The following is a 19,991-nucleotide window of genomic DNA, read 5'->3' as shown; positions in this document are numbered from 1 at the left end:
AATCGTTTGCGCGCGCGTTACGCCGCCAGCCGCAGGAAAGGCACTGGCGCCGTCGAACGCAGCGTGATCGGATAGCCCTCGTTCGCCTCGAAGATTTCACCATCCAGAATGACGCTGCTGCGATGGCCCTCGATACGAATGGTGTCGCCCTGCTCCAGATGAATGCCGTGCATCTTCTGCGTCCCGAATCGCCCGACCAGCGCCGCGCCCAGCATCCGCAGGACCGCAGGGCCATTCTGATCCACTGCCATCAGCTTCAACGATCCGCGAGTAGTGTCGCTCGTCCGTGCGCCAAGCAGCAGCCGCTCCAGCGTCGTGACGATCAGCACCGCGAACTTGCCCGCCAGCTGCCCGTCGCGAATGAGGGAAATGGACACCGGCCTCGCCACGGGCGGCATGAACTTGCCGCGAATTCCGAAGATGACGGAAAACACCACGGCAATCGCCGTCAATATATGGCTCAACGTATTGGGCAGGCCGAGCGGATAGATCTTGTTGCGGCAATAAAGGATGTAGTCGGCCAGCCCCGCCCCGCCCAGGAACATGCCGAGCACCGGGCGGTCGTCGTTCTTCCCGTCAGACAGCGCGATCAGTTCGCGCACCACGACATGCTCCGACAGACCCGTCTTGGCGATCTCGACGATCCGCTCCAGCGCCTTGATGGGATCGCCATGGATGCCAAGGTCAAGCGCGATCAGGTTGGTCTTGCCATTGGGCAGCACCGCGATCGGCGGCACCTTGCCCTTGAAATGCTCGCCCTGATACAGCTCGGTCAGCGCCGCCTGCACCGTGCCGTCGCCGCCATTGATGACGATCACCGCTGGATTCACCCGCGCGATGGTCTGCAGGGCACGACCGATCTGGTCGACATGCTCCACTTCATAATGAAAGATATCCGGGTTGCCCGCACAATAGGTGCGCACGCGCGGAAGCGTCTGTCGATTCCCCGTGGATTGGGGATTGGACAGCAGCGCGACGCAGACCATCGGGGCCGGGACCTTTCGTTCAGGCGCCCAGAGGCTTGAAACTCAAGCCCTGGACGTAATTGAGGACGACGCGAATCTCGCGAGTGGAATGCCCGACCGCAAACTGCGTCTTGCCGAGCGGAGGCTTCCGCTTGAACGCCAGATCGGTGAGGCTGAGCTGTGGATTGCCCGAAAAGCCGCCGCCATCGGACCGATCGCTCTTGCCCGAGCCATTGGCGTCATGCCGCACATACAGCGCGTAGTTACCAGGCTTAGGCACCGCGACGCAGACGTTCAAAGGCCCCGCGACAGGAACAGGCAGTTCCACACGCTCGACGTATTTCCCTTTTTCAAGAAAGGTCTTCGAGTTCGCCTCGTAAAGCTGCACACGCAGCTTGCCGGTGCGTGCCTTCAATCCCTCGACATGCACGAGCACGGCCGAATCGCCGCGGTCACAGGCCGCAGCCTGCGGTCCGATGGCCTGCGCTGTCACTGGAGTAGCGGCGAGCGCAATAACCATCAGCGACGCGGCCAGCGAGCCGCCCACGTCCCGGACTCTTGATACTCCTCGCCCTTTTGGGGGCAGCACTTTCGACATGACCAACCAACTCCTGGCAGCTATAGCGCCTGTCTGGCTCGCACCCGACCTGCACAGACCCTGTTCGCCCACGGATGATATGGGATCGGTTTGCGGCCAAAACATGGTGATGGGACGACCACATATTGAAAATGCTAAGCGCCACTGATCGCTACATAGCGCGGCTCATCGCCATCCCCCTGCTCAGCACGCTCGTCATCGCCGCGATGCTGCTGGTGCTGGACAAGATGCTGCGGCTGTTCGACTTCGTCGCGGCGGAGGGCGGGCCGGTCAGCGTCGTATGGCGCATGCTCGCCAACATGATCCCGGAATATCTGTCGCTCGGCATTCCGATCGGCCTGATGATGGGCATATTGCTGGCGTTCCGGCAGCTGGCGCTGTCATCCGAGCTGGACGTATTCCGCGCCATCGGCATGAGCTACACACGACTGCTGCGCGTCCCCTATATGTACGCGATTGCGCTGGCGCTGGTGAACCTCGCCATAGTCGGCTTCCTTCAGCCCTATGCCCGCTACGCCTATGAGGGGCTGCGATTCGAGCTGCGATCGGGTGCGCTGGGCGCGTCGATCAAGGTCGGCGAGTTCACCACGCTCGGCAAACGCATGACGCTGCGGATCGAGGAAAGCCGGGAGAAGGGCACGGACCTGCATGGCATATTCATGCGGATCATCGGCAAGAACAAGCAGACGCTGGCCGTCACCGCCGCCAGCGGGACATTCCTGGCGACCGACGATCCAGACGTCATCATCTTCCGCCTTCGCAACGGCGTGCTGGTGAACAATGCGCCGGGCTATACGACGCCTCGCATCCTCAGCTTTTCGAGTCACGACCTGCCCATCGACTTGCCGCAGATCGAGCGGTTCCGCGGCCGCGGCGACGCCGACCAGGAGCTGACGCTACCCGAACTGGTGCGCGTGGGAAAGCAGACCAGCGATCAGGCGCTCCGCAATCAGGTGCGCGCCAACTTCCATTTCCGCATGGTGGAGGTCGCGATGATGATGCTCCTGCCGCTCGCCGCGCTGGCCTTCGCCATTCCGCCCAAGCGCTCGACATCGGCGCTCGGCGTGTTCCTCTCGATCGTGTTCATCGTGACCTATCATAAGGTCAACGAGTATGGCGAAGCGGTGGGGGCACTCGGCAAGATCGATCCGCTGATCGCCCTATGGGTGCCGTTCCTTGGATTCGCGGCGCTGATCCTGTGGATGTACCACGTCGTCGCGCATCGGCCCGGCGGTCAGCCGATCAGCGCGCTCGAGTTCGCCTTCGCCAAGCTGGGCGGCTGGATCAGGCGGCAACTGCGCTTCGGCCGGAAGCCCAAGGCGGAGGGCGCCGTCGCATGATGCTGCAATTCTTCCCGTCAAAGCGCGTCGCTCTCTACATGGGCAAGCTGTTCCTCGTCCGCACGCTCGCCGTGCTCGCCTTGCTCGTGATCGTCCTCCAGACGCTCGACCTGCTCGGCGAATCGGGCGACGTACTCGCCTATCCGGGGAACGGCGACGCGCAATTGTGGCAGTATATCATGCTGCGCGCGCCGCAGATCATCGCCCGCTTCCTGCCGTTTTCCGTGTTGCTAGGTACATTGGTGACGCTGGCCACGCTGAACCAGAACAGCGAGATCATTGCGATGAAGGCGGCGGGACTTTCCGCGCATCAGATCCTTGCGCCCCTGATCGTGGTGGCGCTGGGTATCGCCCTCTTCAGCTTCACCTTCAACGAGCGGATCGTGGCGCGCGCGTCGGCGACGTTGGATGCCTGGCAGGCAGTGGAGTACGGGCCCCTGCCGCGCGACAGCGGCGTCAAGACCAACATCTGGGTCCGCGACGGAGACGATCTCGTCACGGCCGCCATAGTCGGTGGCCGCGGTAATCAGACGCTCCTGCGCAATGTCGAGATCTTCAATCGCACGAACAATAGCCTGACGACGATCGTCCACGCGCCGCGCGGCCATTTTGACGCGAAGAATGGCGGCTGGATTCTCCACGGCGCCAAGTCCTTCGACGTTTTACGAGGGACGACCCAGTCGATTGGCACGTTCAGGTTCGGGCGCGACATTCGCCCGGATCAGTTCACGCTCGCGAAGGTGGATGCCGATGGCCTATCCCTAAACTCATTGCAGGCCGCGATCCACGACCTGAAGGACGCGGGCCGTCCGACTGCGGCGCTGGAAGGCAGCCTCTGGCATAAGGTTTCGGGGCCGCTGTCCGCCGTGCTGATGCCGTTGCTCGGGGCTGTGGCCGCGTTCGGGCTGGCGCGGTCGGGCAAGCTGTTCATCCGCGCGGTGATCGGCATGTCGCTCGGCTTCACTTACTTCGTGGCGGATAATTTTGCGCTCGCCATGGGCAATCTTGGAGCCTACCCGCCTATCATGGCCGCGTGGGCGCCCTTCCTGCTGTTCCTGCTGGTCGGCGAGACGGTGCTGGTCCGCACCGAGGAGTGAAGGCTTAACGCGCGCCCATCGTACTGCGCGCGATCTTGCCCACCAGCGGCAGCATCCCGGCATAGTTGGCGCGGCCATAAGTATCCTGCACATCCAGCGCCGCCTTCATCCGGCGATGCGCCTTGCCCAGCGCGTGATAGGGCACACTTGGCAGCAAGTGATGCAGCGCATGATAGCGCAATCCCACCGGCGCCCAGATCGCCGCAAATGGCGATGGCGGCGGCACGTTCACGGAATCTAGATATTGCGCCGTCACACTCATCGTGTCGCCCTCATTCTCCCACAGATGCGCGACCAACGTGCGCAACTGGTTTATGACGGTCATCGTCGAATGCACCGCCACACAAGTCAGCAGCGGCCGCCAGCCGAACAGGAACACGCTCCCCACCAGCGCCAAAGCGAACAGGCACGCGCCCGCTTCCTGGACATACCATTGCCGCCTGAATTCGCCCTCCGGCGCGCGGCGGCGGAAGGATGGATTGATCGACAGCGCGGAAAACCGCTCCTCCACGACCCGGCGCAGCGACGGGCTCAGCAAAGATAGCGGCGTCAGCACGCCAAAGCGCAGGATCACGCCCAAGGGCGCCAGCATCGCCGTCAGCACGAACAGCGGCAGCGACCACGGCTTCATCAGCGCGAGCGGCAGATATTCCGGATCGTTCGCCGTGCCATAACGCGTCCGCGCATGATGCAACGTATGCACCCCTTCATACATGAAGGAAGGGATCATCAGCGGTACCCCGATCAGCACATTCCACGCCAACCGGAACCCCGGCAGCGCACCCTTCCGGACATGCGTAAGCTCATGGATAAAGCTCGCCGCGCGATACAGCGCCAGCATCGCCACCAGCCCGGACAGCAGCACCAGCGGCACGCTTTCGAACAGCATCGCGCCCGCCAGCCCTGCATAACCCAGAGCCGTCGAGCCGAGAAAATCGGGCCAGTACACCGCCGGATTCGCCACGGCAAACTCCCGGTTCAACTCCGCCGCGACGCGCAGCATGGCGGCATCGTCGGGGATCGGCGCGGCCTGCTGCGCACTTGGCGCGCGCGACGGCGTGGCTATCTTCTCATACACGGTCATCACGGCTTCCTACTCGCCAATTGCGCACAGTTCGTGGCAGCAACATGGCATAATCGACATTGCGCCCCGCTGTCCGCCGTGACAAAGCGCGGGCATCCACAGTGCGTAACGATCCTCCAGCCAGAGCTGCATCATGGCCAATACCGACCTAGTGATCACACCCGTCAGCGGCAAGGCCGACCTCAAGGCTTTCGTCGATCTCCCCTGGGCGATCTACGCCAATAACCCTGCCTGGGTTCCGCCCCTGAAGAGCGAAGTCTATGGCCTGATCACGCCCGGCAAGAACCCCTGGTTCGAACATGGCGAAGCGCAATATTTCCTCGCCCGTCGCGGCGGCAAGGTCGTCGGCCGCGTCTCCGCGCATATCGACCATCTCGCGCTCGAAATGTCGCCCGAGCAGGGCATGGGCCCCGGCACCGGCAATTTCGGCCTGTTCGAGGCCATGGACGCAGAGACCGCAGCGGCGCTGATCGCAACTGCGGAGGATTGGCTGCGCGGCAAAGGCATGACGCGGGTGCTGGGTCCGATCTCGCTCTCCATCTGGGAGGAGCCGGGGCTGCTGGTCCACGGTCACGATCATCCGCCGACGGTGATGATGGGCCACAACAGCCCTGCCTATCAGGCATGGATCGAGGGCGCCGGATACCAGCCCGCCAAGCGCCTCAACTGCTATGAGATCAACATCGAGAAGGGCTTTTCCCCGCTCGTCCAGCGCATCGTGGAATCCGGCGAAAAGAACCCGCGCATCAACGTCCGCCGTGTCGACAAGAAGAATTTCGACAAGGAAGCGGCGATCATCCTCCACATCCTGAACGATGCGTGGGGACGCAACTGGGGCTTCGTGCCGATCACCGATAGCGAAGTGGCGCATACCGGCAAGAAGCTGAAACCCATCGTTTATGAAGACCTGATCCGCATCGCCGAAGTCGATGGCGAACCTGTCGCCTTCATGATGACGCTCCCCGACCTCAACGAAGTGCTGAAGCCCCTCAACGGCTCGCTCCTCCCCTTTGGCTGGGCGAAGCTGCTGCTGTGGCTGCGCAAGCCCCGGGTCCGCACGATGCGTGTGCCGCTGATGGGCGTGGTGCAGAAACTCCAGTCCTCGCGCATGGCAAGCCAGCTCGCCTTCATGATGATCGAACTGATCCGCCGCGATTCGGTGAGCAAATATGCCGCATCACGGGGCGAAATGGGGTGGATCCTGGAAGACAATCAGGGAATGGTCGCGATCACCAAAGCCATCGACGCCTTCACGAACAAGAGCTACCAGATCTACGAAAAGGCGCTCTGAGGCGCTGCCCGACCTAGCGCCCCCGCTTCATCCGCACCAATGCCTCGTCCAACGATTGCAAGAACCGCGATCGGTCTGCCTTGCTAAAGGGCGGCGGGCCACCGATAGCGGTGCCATCGGCGCGGAGGTCGGCCATGATCGCTCGAGTGGCAATGGCCGCGCCGATGGAGCTTAGGGTGAAGGGTTTTCCGTTGCTGCCGATCACTGTTGCGCCAGCCTTCAGACAGCGATCGGCGAGCAGAATGTCAGCCGTGATGACGATGGCGTCCGCCCCTGCCCGCTCCGCGATCCAGTCGTCGGCGGCATCAAAGCCGTCGCTGACCACCACCCGGTCGATCAGTGCATGGGCCGGTACGCGGATCGGGCTGTTGCTGACGATCGTCACCGGGACTTCGTGGCGGAAGGCTACGCGGTAGATTTCATCCTTTACCGGGCAGGCGTCGGCGTCGACGAGGATGCTGGGCATTGGTTATCTTTCTTCACGCCTCGTCACAGGCCTCAACACAACGTCATTCGCGCAAAACGCCCCGTTCCTGCGAGGGGATCCATCAACCTAGGGTCGAAGTTTTGCATAGGCTGCAGGATACTCGCCTTCGCTAAGGCTCGCACTTCGACCAGTTCAGTGCGACCAGAGTGGAGAAAGCGTGGCTTACCCCGGCCGACCTCCGCGCGGCTTCCCCGCGAAGGGCTTGCCGCCAGGTTTGCCCTTGAAGCCGGGGCGGCCACCGGGCGCGCCGGGACCACCCGGACGTCCGCCGAAGGGCTTGCCGCCACCACCGCCAGGGCCGCCTGCGCCACCGGGACGCGCGCCAAGTTGCTTGCGCTCCGGGCGGGCATCGGTCGGCTTGGCGTCATACCGGCGCGGGGGCGGACCATCGTTGCGGCGATTGTGCTTGGCTTCGGCGCGCGGAGTACCGCCTTTCACTTCCTCGATCATGACCGCGCCTTCGCCGTCCGGATCGTCTCCCGCCGTCCGCTTGACGGCGGTGATGAATCGGCCTGCGACGGGACGTGGAATCTCGAACAGCGTCTCATCGGCGGCAAGGCGGATCGCGCCGATCTCGCCGCGCGTGATGTGGCCGCGACGGCAGAGCAGCGGCAGGATCCAGCGCGGATCGGCATTGTCCTTGCGGCCGATGTTCATGCGGAACCAGACGGTATCCTCGAAGCCGGGACGCGGACCATCGTTGCGCTGCGGAGCCTGCGCGCCGTCCAGCAGTTCCTCGGGCGCGGGCATCCGGGCGCGGTGGACGCGGACCAAAGCAGCGGCGATATCCTCGGCGCTGCGTTCGGCGAGGATGCGCTGGGCCAGTTCGCGATCTTCATCGTCCACTTCCACGGGTTCGAGCACCATCGCGATCAGCCGTTCTCGGTCGTTGCGGCGAATGTCTTCGGGTGTCGGGGCGGAGATCCATTCGGCGTTGATCTTCGCGCCACGCAGCATCGATTCCACACGCTTGCGACGGGGATAGGGGACGAGCAGCACGGCGGTCCCCTTCTTGCCCGCGCGGCCGGTGCGGCCCGAGCGGTGCTGGAGGGTTTCGGCGTCGCGCGGCAGTTCGACATGGACGACGAGGCTGAGCGTGGGCAAGTCGATGCCGCGCGCGGCGACATCGGTGGCGACGCAGATGCGGGCGCGGCGATCGCGCAACGCCTGTAATGCTGCATTGCGTTCGTTCTGGCTGTGCTCGCCGGACAGGGCGACGACTGCGAAGCCCCGCTCGGTAAGGCCCGCATGGAGGTGGCGGACATTGTCGCGGGTGGCACAGAACAGCATCGCGGTTTCGGCTTCGTGGAAACGCAGCAGGTTGACGCAGGCATTTTCGATATCCGCGGGCGCGACGGTGACAGCCTGATAGCTGATGTCGCCATGGCCGCGATCCTCACCCACGGTCGAGATGCGCAGCGCGTCCTTCTGATAGCGCTTGGCCAACGCGACGATGGGCTTGGGCATGGTCGCCGAGAAGAGCAGCGTGCGGCGGCCTTCGGGCGTCGCGTCGAGGATCTGTTCGAGGTCCTCGCGGAAGCCCATGTCGAGCATTTCGTCGGCTTCGTCGAGCACGGCGGCGCGCAGTTCGGCGAGGTCCAGCGCGCCACGTTCGAGATGATCGCGCAGGCGGCCAGGCGTGCCGACGACGATCTGCGCGCCCTGGGAGAGATTGCGGCGTTCCTTGGAGGCATCCATGCCGCCGACGCAGGTCGCGATGCGCGCGCCGGTCGGGCCGTAGAGCCAGATGAGTTCGCGGCTGACCTGCAGCGCGAGTTCGCGCGTCGGGGCGATGATCAGCGCGAGCGGCTTCTGCGTCGGCATCGCAAAGCCTTCGGCGTTCAGCAGGTCGTCGGCCATGGCGAGACCGAAGGCCACGGTCTTGCCCGAGCCGGTCTGGGCGGAGACGACGAGATCGCGGCCGAGCGCTTCGGGTTCGAGGACGGCCGCCTGAACAGGCGTGGGGGCGGCATAGCCACGGGCGGCGAGAGCCTCTGAAAGAAGCTTGGGCAGAGTCGTGAAGGGCATTTTTATACTCGAATCAGTTTGGCACGCCGCAACGGCTGTAAATATGATGTGACGTCCGGAACGGCCGGCTCCCCATTTTTCGTATGTTTTTCAGCAGTTTCAAGACGCCGGATGCTAACCACCCAACGAAAACTGCTCATCCGGCCTGAAATCACTCCGGGGCAGCGTGCGCTAAAGAGCCTGCCCGGCTGCCCACCCACTAGCCCATGCCCACTGAAAATTATAGCCCCCCAGCCAACCCGTTACGTCGACAGCCTCGCCAATGGCGTAGAGGCCCGAAATCTTTCGGGATTCCATGGTCTGGGAAGACAGGTCGGCAGTGCTGATGCCGCCCAGCGTGACTTCGGCTTTGGCGAAGCCTTCGGAGCCGTTCGGGTGGAATTGCCAGGACGAAAGGCGCTGCGCGACGGCGGTGAGCGCCTTGTCGGCCTGGCTGGCGAGATCACCGGGGAGCGCGATGCGGTCGGACAGCGTTTCGGCTAGGCGGTCGGGCAAGGTTGTCGCGAGAATGGAGCGCAGGCTGGCTTTAGGCTTCAGTCGCTTGGCCTGAACCAGCCAATCGGCGCTGTTCGATGGCAGGAAGTCGATGGCGATCGGCTGACCGTTGCGCCAGTAGGAGGAGATTTGCAGGATGGCTGGCCCGGACAGGCCCCGGTGCGTGAAGAGAGCGGCTTCGCGAAAGGCCGTCTTGCCGCAGCGGGCGATCACGTCCGCCGAAACGCCGGAAAGCTCGCGAAACAGGGTTTCGTCGCCGCCGAGTGTCAACGGAACCAGCGCGGGGCGCGGTTCCACGACCTTCATGCCGAACTTGCGCGCGAGGTCATAGCCAAAGCCCGTCGCGCCCATCTTCGGGATCGAGGGGCCGCCCGTCGCGATCACCAGAGCTGGCGCGGATGCGGCACGCGCGCCGAAGGTGACGCTATAATGCGCATCGGCGTGGGCTATGTCGCTGATCGCCTCGCCGAGCGCGATTTCCGCCCTGCCCTTCGCGCATTCCTCCAGCAGCATGGCGACGATCTGCCGCGCGGAGCCGTCGCAGAAGAGTTGCCCGAGCGCCTTTTCATGGAAGGCGATGCCATAAGCCTCGACCAGCGCGATGAAATCGGCGGGTTTGTAGCGGCCGAGCGCGGACTTCACGAAATGCGGGTTGGCGGACAGAAAGCGGTCGGGCGCAGTGTGGATGTTGGTGAAGTTGCAGCGCCCCCCGCCTGAAATCAGGATCTTCTTGCCCGGCGCATCCGCATGGTCGATCACCAGCACGCGCTTGCCGCGCTGCCCGGCGACAGCCGCGCACATCAGCCCGGCGCCGCCCGCGCCGAGCACGATCACATCATAATAGTCGCTCATTCGCCGCGGCGCGTGAACCGGAACACCGTCGCTGGCGGGAAGTTGCGAACCGTCTGGCCGACGCGCGACACTTCGAGGTCCAGCGCGTTCAGCACCGACTGCGAGACCGGCGAGCGCAGCGAATATGTAAACTGCACGAAGCTGCCGCCCGGCTGCAGCATGGCGAAAGCTTCGGAGAGAATGGCGACATGCAGCGCCTTGTCCATCGCCAGCAGCGGCAGGCCACTCACGACGATCTGATAACTGCCCCGCTCTCCGGCAGCGTGGCCGGAGACGCTTTGCGCGGGGACTTCGAGGATCGACGCGCCGGGGAAATGGCGGCGCAGGCTGCGGGCGAAGCCGGGATTAATCTCCACGACTTCCAGCTTTTCAGCAGGCAAGCCGGTGGCGAGGATCGCGCGCGTGAAGACGCCCGTGCCGCCGCCTAGTTCCAGCACGCGACCGTCCGCCGGATCGAGGTCGCGCACCATCAGTTGGGCAAGATAGCGACTGCTTGGAACGACGGACGCAGTTTGACGCGGCTTCTTCACCCATGCGGCAAGGAAATCGAGATAGTCCCCCACTGCCGTCCGGCGGCTTTCCAGAGCCACGGCCCGGCCGCGTTTGAACTTGGGATGGATTGGCAAGATGCAAACGCTCCGTGGCGACCCTAGTTATGCGCTTCTGTTACCGTGACGGAGTGGGAACGCCAAGCGTAACGACACGCTGTTGCAGCCATTGCGCCACTGCCGCGATCCGCGCAAGGCTTCTCAGGTCCTCATGGGTTACAAGCCAGAAGCTGCGGATTATCTCGATCCGGTCCGCCATCAGGGGCAGAAGGCGGGGATCGCGGCTGCCGATGAAGTCGGGAAGTACGCCGATTCCTGCTCCTTCCGCGACGATCCGATGCTGCACATTGATACTGGTCGAGCGCAGGCTGGCCTCCAGGCCCGGCTCTACTTCGCTCAGATAGTTAAGTTCGGGGGAGAATATGAACTCGGGCACGTAACCGACCAACGTATGCTTCTTCAGCGTGTCGGGGTGCTGAGGCGTGCCAACACGCTCCAGATATTCGCGTGAGGCATAAAGATGCAGGCGATAATCGCCGAGCCGCTTGACTGAGAGGTGCCCCCGCTGCGGCCGGGCCAGCATCACCGCCATGTCGGCTTCGCGTTTGGAAGGATTGAGAAAGCCGGACGCGGTGATGAGGTCGAGGCGGATGCCGGGGTGGCGCGCATGGAAGGCGGCGAGGCCAGGCGCAAGGATCCATGTACCGAACCCCTCCGCGACCGAGAGCCTGACCTGACCAGATAAACTGCGTTGCTGCCCCGTCACAGTCTCCATCGCAGCCAGAGCAGCGCTCTCTGCAGCCTCGGCATGGCGGAACAGCGCCTCGCCACGCTCGGTAAGGCGGCGTTCCCCACCCGAGATTTCGAACAGGTCGGACTCCAGCGCGGTGGACAAACGGGCAAGGCGGCGGCCGATAGTCGTGGCATCCATCCCCAGACTACGCGCCGCCGGTGCGATCCGGCGCGACCGCGCGACGGCAAGAAATATCCGCAGGTCGTCCCAATCGAACATCGGCAAAACCACCCCTCATCGAAAGCGCGTTCTGCATTACTGCAGATGTAGCCTGCGGATCTGCGCTCTTGAATGCAAATACGCAATCGCAGAGTAGATGCGGCAATGAATCCGAGGTGGGCGACTGATAGACTGAGGGTCTTGCGCTGGTCCATCCGCTGCAGATAGAAATAGTTGATACGATAGACGGGACATGCTGGCCCACGGACAGCGCCGATGATAATCCCCTGAGAGCCTTTCTCACGGTGAGATGACAGGAGAGCCGGGGCGACGGCATCTGGTTTTGGAGCATGATGCGATGTTGACCCGTCTGATTTCCGCACTGATCCTAACTGTAGTCGCCACGCTCGCGCTGTCTGCGTGCGACCGACCGCAGCAGCCCCCTGCCATTGAAAATGCCGAGATCCGCAATGTCACCGAGAATGCGGCACCCGCACTGACAAACGGTGGGGAGTCTGAGGAACAGGCGAATACAGCCTCCCCGAATACCTCTCCAGCTAATGAGGCCGGCCTGCCCACTGCGTTTCTTGGCCGTTGGGGGATGACGGAGGCGGATTGCGACGTCGGCCGGTCCGATACCAAGGGTCTGGTCACCGTCAGTGGCGACACCCTTAAATTCTATGAATCCCTTGGCAAGCTGATGAGCATGAAAACCGTGTCGCCAATGGAAGTGAATGCAAGCTTTGCCTTCAGTGGTGAAGGGCAGAACTGGAACAAGGACATGACCTTGAAGCTGGAAAATGGCGGCACGACCCTGGTGCGGATTGAAAAGGACCCCGCCGCTACATTCCGCCACAAAAAATGCTGACTAAACCATTATTTGCAGGGCCGCAGACTGACCATGACGCAATTTGACCTGACCGACGACCAACGCGAAATCCAGGAACTGGCGCGACGCTTCACAGCCGACGCGATCACGCCGCACGCGGCCGAATGGGATGAGAAGCACGTCTTCCCTCGCGCGACGATCAAGGCGGCGGCAGAATTGGGCTTCGGCTCGATCTATGTGTCCGAAGAATCCGGCGGCATCGGACTGGGACGGCTCGAGTCGGCCCTGATCATGGAGGCAATGGCCTATGGCTGCCCGTCGACCAGTGCGTTTATCTCGATCCATAACATGGCTGCGTGGATGGTCGACCGCTTCGGCGCGCAGGCTGTGAAGGACAAATACCTCCCTTCGCTCATCGCAATGGACAGGCTGGCAAGCTACTGCTTGACTGAGGCCGGGTCCGGCTCCGACGCGGCGGCGCTGAAAACCAAGGCTGTGCTGGACGGCGATCATTACGTTGTGACCGGCTCCAAGCAATTCATTTCCGGCGGCGGAGAGAATGAAGTCTACGTCGTCATGGTGCGCACCGGGGAAGACGGCCCCAAGGGCATATCCTGCCTGGTCATCGAAAAGGATATGGAGGGCGTGAGCTTCGGCGCCCAGGAAAGGAAACTCGGCTGGCATTCACAGCCGACGGCGCAGATCAACTTCGATGGCGTCCGGGTGCCGGTCGAGAACCGGGTCGGCGGCGAAGGGGAAGGCTTTCGGATCGCTATGATGGGGCTGGATGGCGGGCGGCTCAATATCGGCGCCTGCTCGCTGGGCGGGGCGCAGCGCTGCCTCGACGAGGCGATCGGCTACACCAAGGAACGCAAGCAGTTCGGGCAGGCCATTTCGGACTTCCAGAACACGCAGTTCACTTTGGCCGACATGGAGACGGAGTTGCAGGCGGCACGGACGTTGCTCTATGCGGCGGCCGTGAAGGTGACGGAGAATGCGCCGGACAAGACGCGCTTTGCCGCCATGGCCAAGCGGCTGGCAACGGATACAGGGTCATCGGTGGTCGATCGGGCGCTGCAACTGCATGGCGGCTATGGCTACCTGATGGACTATCCGATCGAACGTTTCTGGCGCGATCTGCGCGTCCATTCGATTCTGGAAGGCACCAATCAGGTGATGCGCATGATAATCGGGCGCGAACTGGTGCGGCAATGAGCGACGTGACGCTTCCCGATGTCCTGACCTCCGTAGAGGGTGGTGTCGGCCGCATCCGGCTCAATCGGCCCAAGGCGATCCACGCTCTGACGCCCGCTATGGTGGAGATTATCACGCGAGCGCTGCTGGCGTGGCGCAAGGATGATGCGGTAGTTGCTGTGATGATCGATCATGCGGAAGGACGCGGCTTCTGCGCAGGCGGCGACATCGCTTTGATCGCGAACAGCGCCAAGACCGATTGCGTGAAAGCGGAGCAGTTCTTCTTCCACGAATATCGGATGAACCATCTGCTGTTCGTCTATGACAAGCCGGTCGTCACTTTCATGGACGGAATCACGATGGGCGGCGGCGTCGGCATCGCCGCACCCTCCCGCTACCGCGTGGCTACGGAGCGGACGACGTTCGCCATGCCTGAGACGGGCATTGGCCTGTTTCCCGATGTCGGTGGCGGCTGGTTCCTGCCACGACTGCCGGGACGTGTCGGCGCATGGCTGGCGGCGACAGGGGCGCGAATCGATGGGGCGGATGCGCTGTCGGTCGGCATGGCCTCGCACTATGTTCTTAGTGATGCGCTGGAGGATGTGAAGGCGCGGATCATTGCCGATCCGGCGAACCTGCCCGCGATCCTCAATGCGGCGCAGGCGCCTTGCCCGCCTGCGAAGCTGGATGCGCAGCGCGATGATATCGACTGCCTGTTCGCTTCGGATCGCTATGAGGAAATATTGGCGGCGCTGGAGGCGGATGGTTCCGAATGGGCGCGCAAACAGTTAAGCGTGCTGGCGACGAAATCGCCCCAGACCGTCAAGGTGGCCCTGCGTCAGCTTGCGGAGGGCGCGAAGTTCACGGATTTCGCCGACAACATGCGCAACGAATATCGCATCGGCCATCACGTGATTCGTCGGCCCGACTTCGTCGAAGGCGTTCGCGCGTTGATCTTCGACAAGGACAATGCGCCCAAATGGTCACCCGCGACCACCGAAGACGTAACGGACGTGCTTATCGATTCTCTTTTCGCGCCTCTGCCGCCCGAAAAGGAATGGACCCCCTTGCCTGAACTGGGAGCAACATCTTCATGAGCTACGAAACCATCCTTGTCGAAAAGCGTGACGCCGTGACGCTGATCACGCTAAACCGGCCGCAGGCGCTTAATGCGTTGAACGGGCAGGTGCTCAAGGACCTCATCGCAGCATTTGCCGCCTATGATGCCGATCCTTCGCAGCGCTGCGCCGTCCTGACCGGCAGCGAGAAGGCTTTTGCGGCGGGTGCGGACATCAAGGAGATGGCGGACAAACCTGCTGCAGACTTCTTCCTTGAGGACTTCTTTTCGGAGTGGACTTCCAAGGTCACGGCCACGCGCAAGCCCTGGATCGCCGCGGTTGCGGGGTTCGCTCTGGGCGGCGGCTGTGAACTGGCGATGATGGCCGACTTCATCATCGCAGCCGATACGGCCAAGTTCGGGCAGCCCGAGATCAAGCTTGGCGTGGCCCCCGGCATGGGCGGATCGCAACGGCTGACACGGGCCATAGGCAAGGCGAAGGCCATGGAAATGTGCCTGACGGGCCGCATGATGGACGCAGCGGAAGCCGAGCGCGCAAGCCTGGTGTCCCGCGTGGTGCCGGCCGCTGAGTTGCTGGACGAGGCTCTGAAGACGGCAGGCTCGATTGCGGGCATGCCGCCTATGGCCGCCATCGTGAACAAGGAAATGGTGAATATCGCCTTCGAAACCGGGCTCAATCAGGGCCTGCTGACGGAACGCCGCATGTTCCAGATCCTGACGGCCACCGAAGATAAGGCCGAAGGAATGGCCGCCTTTGTCGAAAAGCGGCCTGGCGTCTGGAAAGGCCGCTAAGTTCAAGCTCAGTCCAATTTACACCTCAAATCAGTAGAGTATTTGTAATGACCCAGAATATTGCCATCATCGGATTGGGTAATATGGGCGGCGGCATGGCCGCCAACCTAGCCAAGAACGGCTATGCCGTGCGTGCGTTCGACCTGTCGGATGAAGCACTGGCGAAGGCGGAAGCAGCCGGTTGCACACGGACGAAAAGCGCGACGGAGGCGGTCGCCGGAGCCGACGCAGTGGTCACGATGCTCCCGGCCGGCAAGCATGTCGAGGCCGTATATAATGGCGAAGTCTTTGAAGCGGCGAAGGCGGGCACCCTGTTGCTCGATTGCTCTACCATCGATGTCGCAACCGCGCGGCGCGTCAGCGAGGCGGCTTCGGCAAAAGGCTTCGAGATGGTGGATGCTCCCGTTTCAGGTGGCATAGCAGCGGCGGCGGGCGGCACACTGACCTTCATGGTGGGAGGCACTGATGCCGCGTTCAGCCGGGCCAAGCCGATCTTGTCTGCAATGGGCAAGGCTGTGATCCATGCCGGCGGCGCAGGGACCGGCCAGGGCGCGAAGATCTGCAACAACATGCTGCTCGGCGCCACGATGGTGGCGACTTGCGAGGCCTTTGCCATGGCGCAGAAACTGGGGCTCGATCCGCAGACATTCTACGACATCTCCAGCGTCTCATCGGGTCAGAGCTGGTCGATGACAAGCTACTGCCCGCTACCGGGCGTGGGGCCCACAACTCCGGCGGACAATGATTATCAGGGTGGCTTTGCAGTCGCGTTGATGTTGAAGGACCTGAAGCTGGCTACGCAGGCTGCGCAATCGGTCGACGCAAGCGTGCCGATGGGGAATGCCGCCGAAGCTCTGTATCAGGCGCTCGCCAATTCCGGCAAGGGCGGCCTGGATTTCTCGTCCATGATAAAGATGCTGAGCTAAGCGATCAGGCTCCTGCGGAGCGGGAGCTTGACGATGAGCGGGCCGGGTGCGCCAGCGATTCGCTGCAGAATAGTTTGTTTTGTGTCGTTCAGAGCAGTGACGCTCGTGCTTAGGCAGATAAGCACATTCCATTTCAATTTTTACCGGGTCCGACGATTATCAGTGTCAGACCGAGAATACTGGCATCGTCGTGCGGGATATCTGCACGATCCATTTAGAAGGAGGGAAAATCCGGCAGGAAATATGTCGGGGACCAGCATTTTCTTGGTACGTTCGCCCAATAGCGCAGGGAAATTAGCGTCTTCGTGATGGACAGCGCCCCGAATCCGTGTTTCATATGGAGCATAAGAAAAACCCGGAGAGGCTCGCAAAGCCAAAATAAAAAAGCACACAAGGGGGCTAGTGTGGATCGGGTTCGTGCAAAACTTGAATGGTTCAAAACAACATTGCTTCCTCACGAAGCGGCGCTCCGCGGGCGCCTGAGGCGCATTCTTCCTCCTACCCAGGAGTTGGAAGACACCGTCGCGGAGGTCCTGGCAAGAGCCTACGCTACCGAGAACTGGGAACCGGTGACGGCAGGCCGCGCCTATCTTTTCACCATCGCCCGCAACCTCGTCATCGATAACGCCCGCCGTAACAAGATCGTCAGTTTCGAAACTATAGCTGACCTTGAACTGCTGCAGTCGGACACCGGGCTCGAAGGACAACTCCACGCCCGCGACGCGCTGCGTCAGGTCGAAATCATCGTCGAAGCACTTCCTATCCAGTGCCGCCGCGTTTTCGTTCTTCGACGCATCCATGAGAAATCCATGGGAGAAATAGCGGAAGAGATGGGCCTGTCCGTTTCTACCGTTGAGAAACATTTGGCTAAAGCAATCGCAATGGTTATGCGCGCATGGTCACAACGCGAAGAAATGGAATCGGAACGTGCAGGGGTCGGACGGGGGAAATCGGCAGGAGATCGAGCGGGAAGCCGCCAGGTTCCTTGTTCGGCTTCAATCTGAACCGGACGCCGAAGAGCAGTCCCGGATATGGGCCTGGATAGAGGCTGACCCGGCACACGCAGTCGCTTTTGCGCGGGCAGAGGCAGCCTGGGAACAAACCGAGCGACTGAAATCCTCGACACATCCAATCGATCTCCAAGCCGAGGCGACCGCTGAAAACCTATATGAGGAAAGCATCGTTCCAGCTTCGCGCTGGTCCAAAGCGCAGCGTAGCTTCATGATCGGAGGCGCAGTTGCCGCCTCTTTGCTGCTGGTTGGTGCCGGAGTGAACGCAAAAATGTCTGGCGATGGGTCCGGACTAGCCACGACAAACGGCAGCCGCTGCAATGGGGCGAAGAAATAAACGCCTAGTGCGACAAAGCGCCCCTCAGTGGCCGCTCAATCGCTTACTTGGGAACGCCCGCCGACTGCTGCATCCGACGTTCGGCAAACCATTGCTGGAGCATGGCTGCGGTACAGCCGGTAAAACCATAGCTGCCATTGACAGAACAACTGCCTGGCAGCGACTGCCGGCCGACTGCTTCCATAGTGGCGACCTGGCTGCCCCAGCCGGGGCCACCAGACACAGCGGGCTTCTCGCGCAATGTCTTGGGAATGCGGTAACGCTCCGATTCGGGCTTGCGCGCGCAGACCACGATCTCGTCCCCTTTTCCTGCAGGGCACGCGTCATTGCCATAGACGACCAGAGCAAAGATGCGTTCAGGCGGTTCCGCGGCTGCTGGAACAGCTGCCAGCAGGAAGGCGCCATATAGGCCAGTCGAAACAATGTTTTTCATATGGCTAGCTTCCGCTCGTCCGGCTGAACGGTTGCTGTATGAAACTGAGCACGCCTTCGCTTGAATTAGTTCGGGGGCGTGACGGCCGGGGTATCAGACGTGCCCGCCGCGGCTTCCTCCGCCTTCACACGGGCTTCGATTGCTTCGGAGTCAGCATCGATCGTGGACAGCCGCTTGGCGCGCTCAGCCGCAACGAGATCAGCCCAGCTTGCGTTATTCGCCTGTTGCCGTTCTGCCTTCGCCATCCGGGCCAACTGATTGAAGCAGCCAGTGAAGCCGCCTATTCCCGACGGTGAGCAGCTGTCGATGCCGGACCGTCCGACATATTCCAGCGACTTATACTGCTCGCCCCAGGCTTGGTTCGCGGGCGCGTTCGGATCGCCGCGCAGGGGTTCGGGAATGCGATAGCGCTCCTTCTCTTCCTTCCGGCCACACACGACCAGTTCGTCGCCTGCCGTCTTCGGGCAGGGATCGTCGCCATATACGATGACAAGATTGACCTTTTCATTGCTCGATTGCGCCGCTGACCTATCCTGCGCCATCGCGGGTGTGGCTGCCGTCATCAGGGCAAGGGCTGCAAAGGTCACGGTCTTCATCGGTCTTCGTCCTTTAAATCCGCGCCGAAAGCTTGATCGCGGCGCGGCACCCCAGGCGGATTGCGCCGCTAAGCAGCATATAGCCTAGCGCCTTTTCGGCACCATGCGCCAGTGCGGCATCGCGATGTTCAAGTTCCTCAGCCTGAAAATCCGCAACGAGCCCGGATAGTTCCGCGTCGGCATCGCCCAGCTCATCGCGCTGATGGGCGTAATGGCGGTCGATTTCGGTCTCTATGGCGGCTGTACATGCCATCGCCGCTTCGGGGCCCATGGCGGCCGTAGCCGCGCCCAGCGCATAGCCTGCGACATTCCACAAGGGCTGGAGCAATGTCGGGCGAACGCCGCGTTCCACGATCATGCGGTCGAAAGTCTGGCGATGGCGTTCTTCCTGCGCCGCCATCCCGGCGATCACGCGGCTAAGCGGGTGGCGGTCTCCCATCACCGCCAACTGCCCCGCGTAGATGCGGGTCGCGCCATATTCACCGGCCTGATCGACGCGGAGCATGGCGGATGTGTCAGGCTTCCACCCCGGCACCGGATAATCGCGGGCGGCTTTCATGCGGGTCTCCGTACCTTTGCCAACAGAGCGAATGTGGCGATGGCGGCCGCGAGGGACAAGATCGCATTATACCCCGCCAGCGAAATGCCGAACAGCGACCATGGCGCGACATCGCAGCGTGTCAGCGGCGTCGCCATGATGCTATTGAGAATGTCCGCCGCGCTGCCGCCGACCGGGGTGGTCGAGCAGGCTGTCAACCCTTCCCACCAGCCATATTCTACGCCCGCATGGAAAGCGCCGATGCCGCCGCTGACGGCAATCGCGAGAGCCGCAAGCGCCGTCAGAGTTGCGCTGGTTGAAAGCCTGGCGCGTGTCGCGATGGCCAGCAGGGCAAATACGATCGCCGCCAGATGAGCCCAACGCTGCCACATGCACATTTCGCACGGATGCAGGCCGAAGACATATTGCGACGCCAATGCTCCACCCAGCAGCAGCGCGGGGGCGAGGATGGCGATCAGTCGCGCCCTGGAAAGTGGCGTCACCTGATATCATCTCCGCAC

22 protein-coding genes are annotated in these 19,991 nt (G+C 62.4%); 10 read left to right on the top strand and 12 right to left on the bottom strand.

Translation table 11 applies throughout. The features are described 5' to 3' along the window. Nucleotides 1-17: 17 nt before the first annotated feature. Nucleotides 18-986 (bottom strand): diacylglycerol/lipid kinase family protein, encoded by a 969-nt coding sequence (locus QHC67_RS04765; RefSeq protein WP_319291716.1) that lies wholly within the window; start codon nt 984-986, stop codon nt 18-20. Nucleotides 987-1,005: 19 nt separating this feature from the next. Continuing rightward, nucleotides 1,006-1,512: a DUF2141 domain-containing protein gene (locus QHC67_RS04760; protein ID WP_319291714.1), complete on the bottom strand. Its 507-nt coding sequence runs from the start codon at nt 1,510-1,512 to the stop codon at nt 1,006-1,008. A gap of 182 nt (nt 1,513-1,694) precedes the next feature. Here QHC67_RS04760 and lptF point away from each other — a divergent pair, with 182 nt between their 5' ends. Together lptF and lptG are read left to right on the top strand one after the other, a co-directional pair. After that, a complete protein-coding gene (lptF, locus tag QHC67_RS04755; protein WP_319291882.1) occupies nt 1,695-2,903 on the top strand; it encodes an LPS export ABC transporter permease LptF in 1,209 nt (402 codons plus the stop codon). Beyond that, nucleotides 2,900-4,000, top strand: coding sequence for an LPS export ABC transporter permease LptG (gene lptG / locus QHC67_RS04750; protein WP_319291711.1), 1,101 nt, complete (start codon nt 2,900-2,902; stop codon nt 3,998-4,000). Before lptF ends, lptG begins: the two co-directional genes overlap by 4 nt. A 4-nt stretch (nt 4,001-4,004) precedes the next feature. Here the strand turns inward: lptG and QHC67_RS04745 are convergent, their stop codons facing one another. Further along, complete coding sequence (locus QHC67_RS04745) at nt 4,005-5,084, bottom strand: fatty acid desaturase (RefSeq protein WP_319291708.1); 1,080 nt, start codon at nt 5,082-5,084, stop codon at nt 4,005-4,007. 133 nt (nt 5,085-5,217) lie between these two features. Here QHC67_RS04745 and QHC67_RS04740 point away from each other — a divergent pair, with 133 nt between their 5' ends. Then, a complete protein-coding gene (locus tag QHC67_RS04740; protein ID WP_319291706.1) occupies nt 5,218-6,375 on the top strand; it encodes an N-acetyltransferase in 1,158 nt (385 codons plus the stop codon). 13 nt (nt 6,376-6,388) lie between these two features. On the opposite strand, the gene QHC67_RS04735 is transcribed toward QHC67_RS04740, so the two are convergent. The 5 genes from QHC67_RS04735 to QHC67_RS04715 all read right to left on the bottom strand — a co-directional run bounded on the left by QHC67_RS04735 (nt 6,389) and on the right by QHC67_RS04715 (nt 11,797). Beyond that, entirely contained in the window at nt 6,389-6,841 is a 453-nt protein-coding gene (locus QHC67_RS04735) for a YaiI/YqxD family protein (protein WP_319291703.1), read from the bottom strand. Nucleotides 6,842-7,024: 183 nt separating this feature from the next. Further along, nucleotides 7,025-8,890, bottom strand: a complete 1,866-nt coding sequence (locus tag QHC67_RS04730) for a DEAD/DEAH box helicase (RefSeq protein WP_319291700.1) — start codon at nt 8,888-8,890, stop codon at nt 7,025-7,027. 171 nt (nt 8,891-9,061) lie between these two features. After that, nucleotides 9,062-10,237, bottom strand: coding sequence for an NAD(P)/FAD-dependent oxidoreductase (locus QHC67_RS04725; protein ID WP_319291697.1), 1,176 nt, complete (start codon nt 10,235-10,237; stop codon nt 9,062-9,064). Then, a complete protein-coding gene (locus tag QHC67_RS04720; protein ID WP_413818493.1) occupies nt 10,234-10,857 on the bottom strand; it encodes a class I SAM-dependent methyltransferase in 624 nt (207 codons plus the stop codon). Before QHC67_RS04720 ends, QHC67_RS04725 begins: the two co-directional genes overlap by 4 nt. A 46-nt stretch (nt 10,858-10,903) precedes the next feature. Further along, the gene (locus QHC67_RS04715; RefSeq protein WP_319291695.1) at nt 10,904-11,797 is read right to left on the bottom strand and encodes a LysR family transcriptional regulator; all 894 of its coding nucleotides are present in this window, start codon (nt 11,795-11,797) and stop codon (nt 10,904-10,906) included. A gap of 298 nt (nt 11,798-12,095) precedes the next feature. Here QHC67_RS04715 and QHC67_RS04710 point away from each other — a divergent pair, with 298 nt between their 5' ends. The 7 genes from QHC67_RS04710 to QHC67_RS04680 all read left to right on the top strand — a co-directional run bounded on the left by QHC67_RS04710 (nt 12,096) and on the right by QHC67_RS04680 (nt 17,903). After that, on the top strand, nt 12,096-12,605 hold the full coding sequence (locus QHC67_RS04710) for a hypothetical protein (protein ID WP_319291692.1): 510 nt from the start codon (nt 12,096-12,098) through the stop codon (nt 12,603-12,605). Nucleotides 12,606-12,638: 33 nt separating this feature from the next. Beyond that, nucleotides 12,639-13,781 carry an acyl-CoA dehydrogenase family protein gene (locus QHC67_RS04705; protein WP_319291689.1) on the top strand — a complete coding sequence of 381 codons (1,143 nt, stop codon included), beginning with the start codon at nt 12,639-12,641 and terminating at the stop codon, nt 13,779-13,781. Continuing rightward, nucleotides 13,778-14,857, top strand: coding sequence for an enoyl-CoA hydratase/isomerase family protein (locus tag QHC67_RS04700; protein ID WP_319291686.1), 1,080 nt, complete (start codon nt 13,778-13,780; stop codon nt 14,855-14,857). Before QHC67_RS04705 ends, QHC67_RS04700 begins: the two co-directional genes overlap by 4 nt. Further along, complete coding sequence (locus QHC67_RS04695) at nt 14,854-15,630, top strand: enoyl-CoA hydratase-related protein (protein ID WP_319291683.1); 777 nt, start codon at nt 14,854-14,856, stop codon at nt 15,628-15,630. The genes QHC67_RS04700 and QHC67_RS04695 overlap by 4 nt, the downstream gene beginning before the upstream one ends. Nucleotides 15,631-15,677: 47 nt before the next feature. Next, entirely contained in the window at nt 15,678-16,556 is an 879-nt protein-coding gene (gene mmsB / locus QHC67_RS04690; RefSeq protein ID WP_319291680.1) for a 3-hydroxyisobutyrate dehydrogenase, read from the top strand. A gap of 404 nt (nt 16,557-16,960) precedes the next feature. After that, on the top strand, nt 16,961-17,560 hold the full coding sequence (locus QHC67_RS04685) for a sigma-70 family RNA polymerase sigma factor (protein WP_319291676.1): 600 nt from the start codon (nt 16,961-16,963) through the stop codon (nt 17,558-17,560). Then, on the top strand, nt 17,484-17,903 hold the full coding sequence (locus QHC67_RS04680) for a FecR/PupR family sigma factor regulator (protein ID WP_319291673.1): 420 nt from the start codon (nt 17,484-17,486) through the stop codon (nt 17,901-17,903). Before QHC67_RS04685 ends, QHC67_RS04680 begins: the two co-directional genes overlap by 77 nt. Before the next feature lie 43 nt (nt 17,904-17,946). On the opposite strand, the gene QHC67_RS04675 is transcribed toward QHC67_RS04680, so the two are convergent. From QHC67_RS04675 to QHC67_RS04660, 4 genes are all read right to left on the bottom strand, one after another. Further along, complete coding sequence (locus tag QHC67_RS04675) at nt 17,947-18,336, bottom strand: hypothetical protein (RefSeq protein WP_319291670.1); 390 nt, start codon at nt 18,334-18,336, stop codon at nt 17,947-17,949. A 65-nt stretch (nt 18,337-18,401) separates the two neighbouring features. Beyond that, complete coding sequence (locus tag QHC67_RS04670; RefSeq protein WP_319291667.1) at nt 18,402-18,932, bottom strand: hypothetical protein; 531 nt, start codon at nt 18,930-18,932, stop codon at nt 18,402-18,404. A 13-nt stretch (nt 18,933-18,945) separates the two neighbouring features. Further along, nucleotides 18,946-19,491 carry a demethoxyubiquinone hydroxylase family protein gene (locus QHC67_RS04665; RefSeq protein WP_319291664.1) on the bottom strand — a complete coding sequence of 182 codons (546 nt, stop codon included), beginning with the start codon at nt 19,489-19,491 and terminating at the stop codon, nt 18,946-18,948. Further along, nucleotides 19,488-19,973, bottom strand: a complete 486-nt coding sequence (locus tag QHC67_RS04660; RefSeq protein WP_319291662.1) for a disulfide bond formation protein B — start codon at nt 19,971-19,973, stop codon at nt 19,488-19,490. The genes QHC67_RS04665 and QHC67_RS04660 overlap by 4 nt, the downstream gene beginning before the upstream one ends. Between the last annotated feature and the right edge of the window lie 18 nt (nt 19,974-19,991).

Origin of the sequence: Sphingobium sp. (assembly GCF_033795625.1) — a bacterium.
In the GTDB taxonomy this organism is placed as follows: domain Bacteria; phylum Pseudomonadota; class Alphaproteobacteria; order Sphingomonadales; family Sphingomonadaceae; genus Sphingobium.
Note: the sequence above shows the minus strand (reverse complement) of the source record. Positions and strands in the feature narration are given on the sequence as shown.

Excerpts from the sequence above, each read along its gene's own strand:
- QHC67_RS04765 (WP_319291716.1), bottom strand. The coding sequence starts at position 986 with ATGGTCTGCGTCGCGCTGCTGTCCAATCCCCAATCCACGGGGAATCGA.
- lptF (WP_319291882.1), top strand. The coding sequence starts at position 1,695 with ATGCTAAGCGCCACTGATCGCTACATAGCGCGGCTCATCGCCATCCCC.
- lptG (WP_319291711.1), top strand. The coding sequence starts at position 2,900 with ATGATGCTGCAATTCTTCCCGTCAAAGCGCGTCGCTCTCTACATGGGC.
- QHC67_RS04745 (WP_319291708.1), bottom strand. The coding sequence starts at position 5,084 with ATGACCGTGTATGAGAAGATAGCCACGCCGTCGCGCGCGCCAAGTGCG.
- QHC67_RS04740 (WP_319291706.1), top strand. The coding sequence starts at position 5,218 with ATGGCCAATACCGACCTAGTGATCACACCCGTCAGCGGCAAGGCCGAC.
- QHC67_RS04735 (WP_319291703.1), bottom strand. The coding sequence starts at position 6,841 with ATGCCCAGCATCCTCGTCGACGCCGACGCCTGCCCGGTAAAGGATGAA.
- QHC67_RS04730 (WP_319291700.1), bottom strand. The coding sequence starts at position 8,890 with ATGCCCTTCACGACTCTGCCCAAGCTTCTTTCAGAGGCTCTCGCCGCC.
- QHC67_RS04725 (WP_319291697.1), bottom strand. The coding sequence starts at position 10,237 with ATGAGCGACTATTATGATGTGATCGTGCTCGGCGCGGGCGGCGCCGGG.
- QHC67_RS04715 (WP_319291695.1), bottom strand. The coding sequence starts at position 11,797 with ATGTTCGATTGGGACGACCTGCGGATATTTCTTGCCGTCGCGCGGTCG.
- QHC67_RS04710 (WP_319291692.1), top strand. The coding sequence starts at position 12,096 with ATGTTGACCCGTCTGATTTCCGCACTGATCCTAACTGTAGTCGCCACG.
- QHC67_RS04705 (WP_319291689.1), top strand. The coding sequence starts at position 12,639 with ATGACGCAATTTGACCTGACCGACGACCAACGCGAAATCCAGGAACTG.
- QHC67_RS04700 (WP_319291686.1), top strand. The coding sequence starts at position 13,778 with ATGAGCGACGTGACGCTTCCCGATGTCCTGACCTCCGTAGAGGGTGGT.
- QHC67_RS04695 (WP_319291683.1), top strand. The coding sequence starts at position 14,854 with ATGAGCTACGAAACCATCCTTGTCGAAAAGCGTGACGCCGTGACGCTG.
- mmsB (WP_319291680.1), top strand. The coding sequence starts at position 15,678 with ATGACCCAGAATATTGCCATCATCGGATTGGGTAATATGGGCGGCGGC.
- QHC67_RS04675 (WP_319291670.1), bottom strand. The coding sequence starts at position 18,336 with ATGAAAAACATTGTTTCGACTGGCCTATATGGCGCCTTCCTGCTGGCA.
- QHC67_RS04670 (WP_319291667.1), bottom strand. The coding sequence starts at position 18,932 with ATGAAGACCGTGACCTTTGCAGCCCTTGCCCTGATGACGGCAGCCACA.
- QHC67_RS04665 (WP_319291664.1), bottom strand. The coding sequence starts at position 19,491 with ATGAAAGCCGCCCGCGATTATCCGGTGCCGGGGTGGAAGCCTGACACA.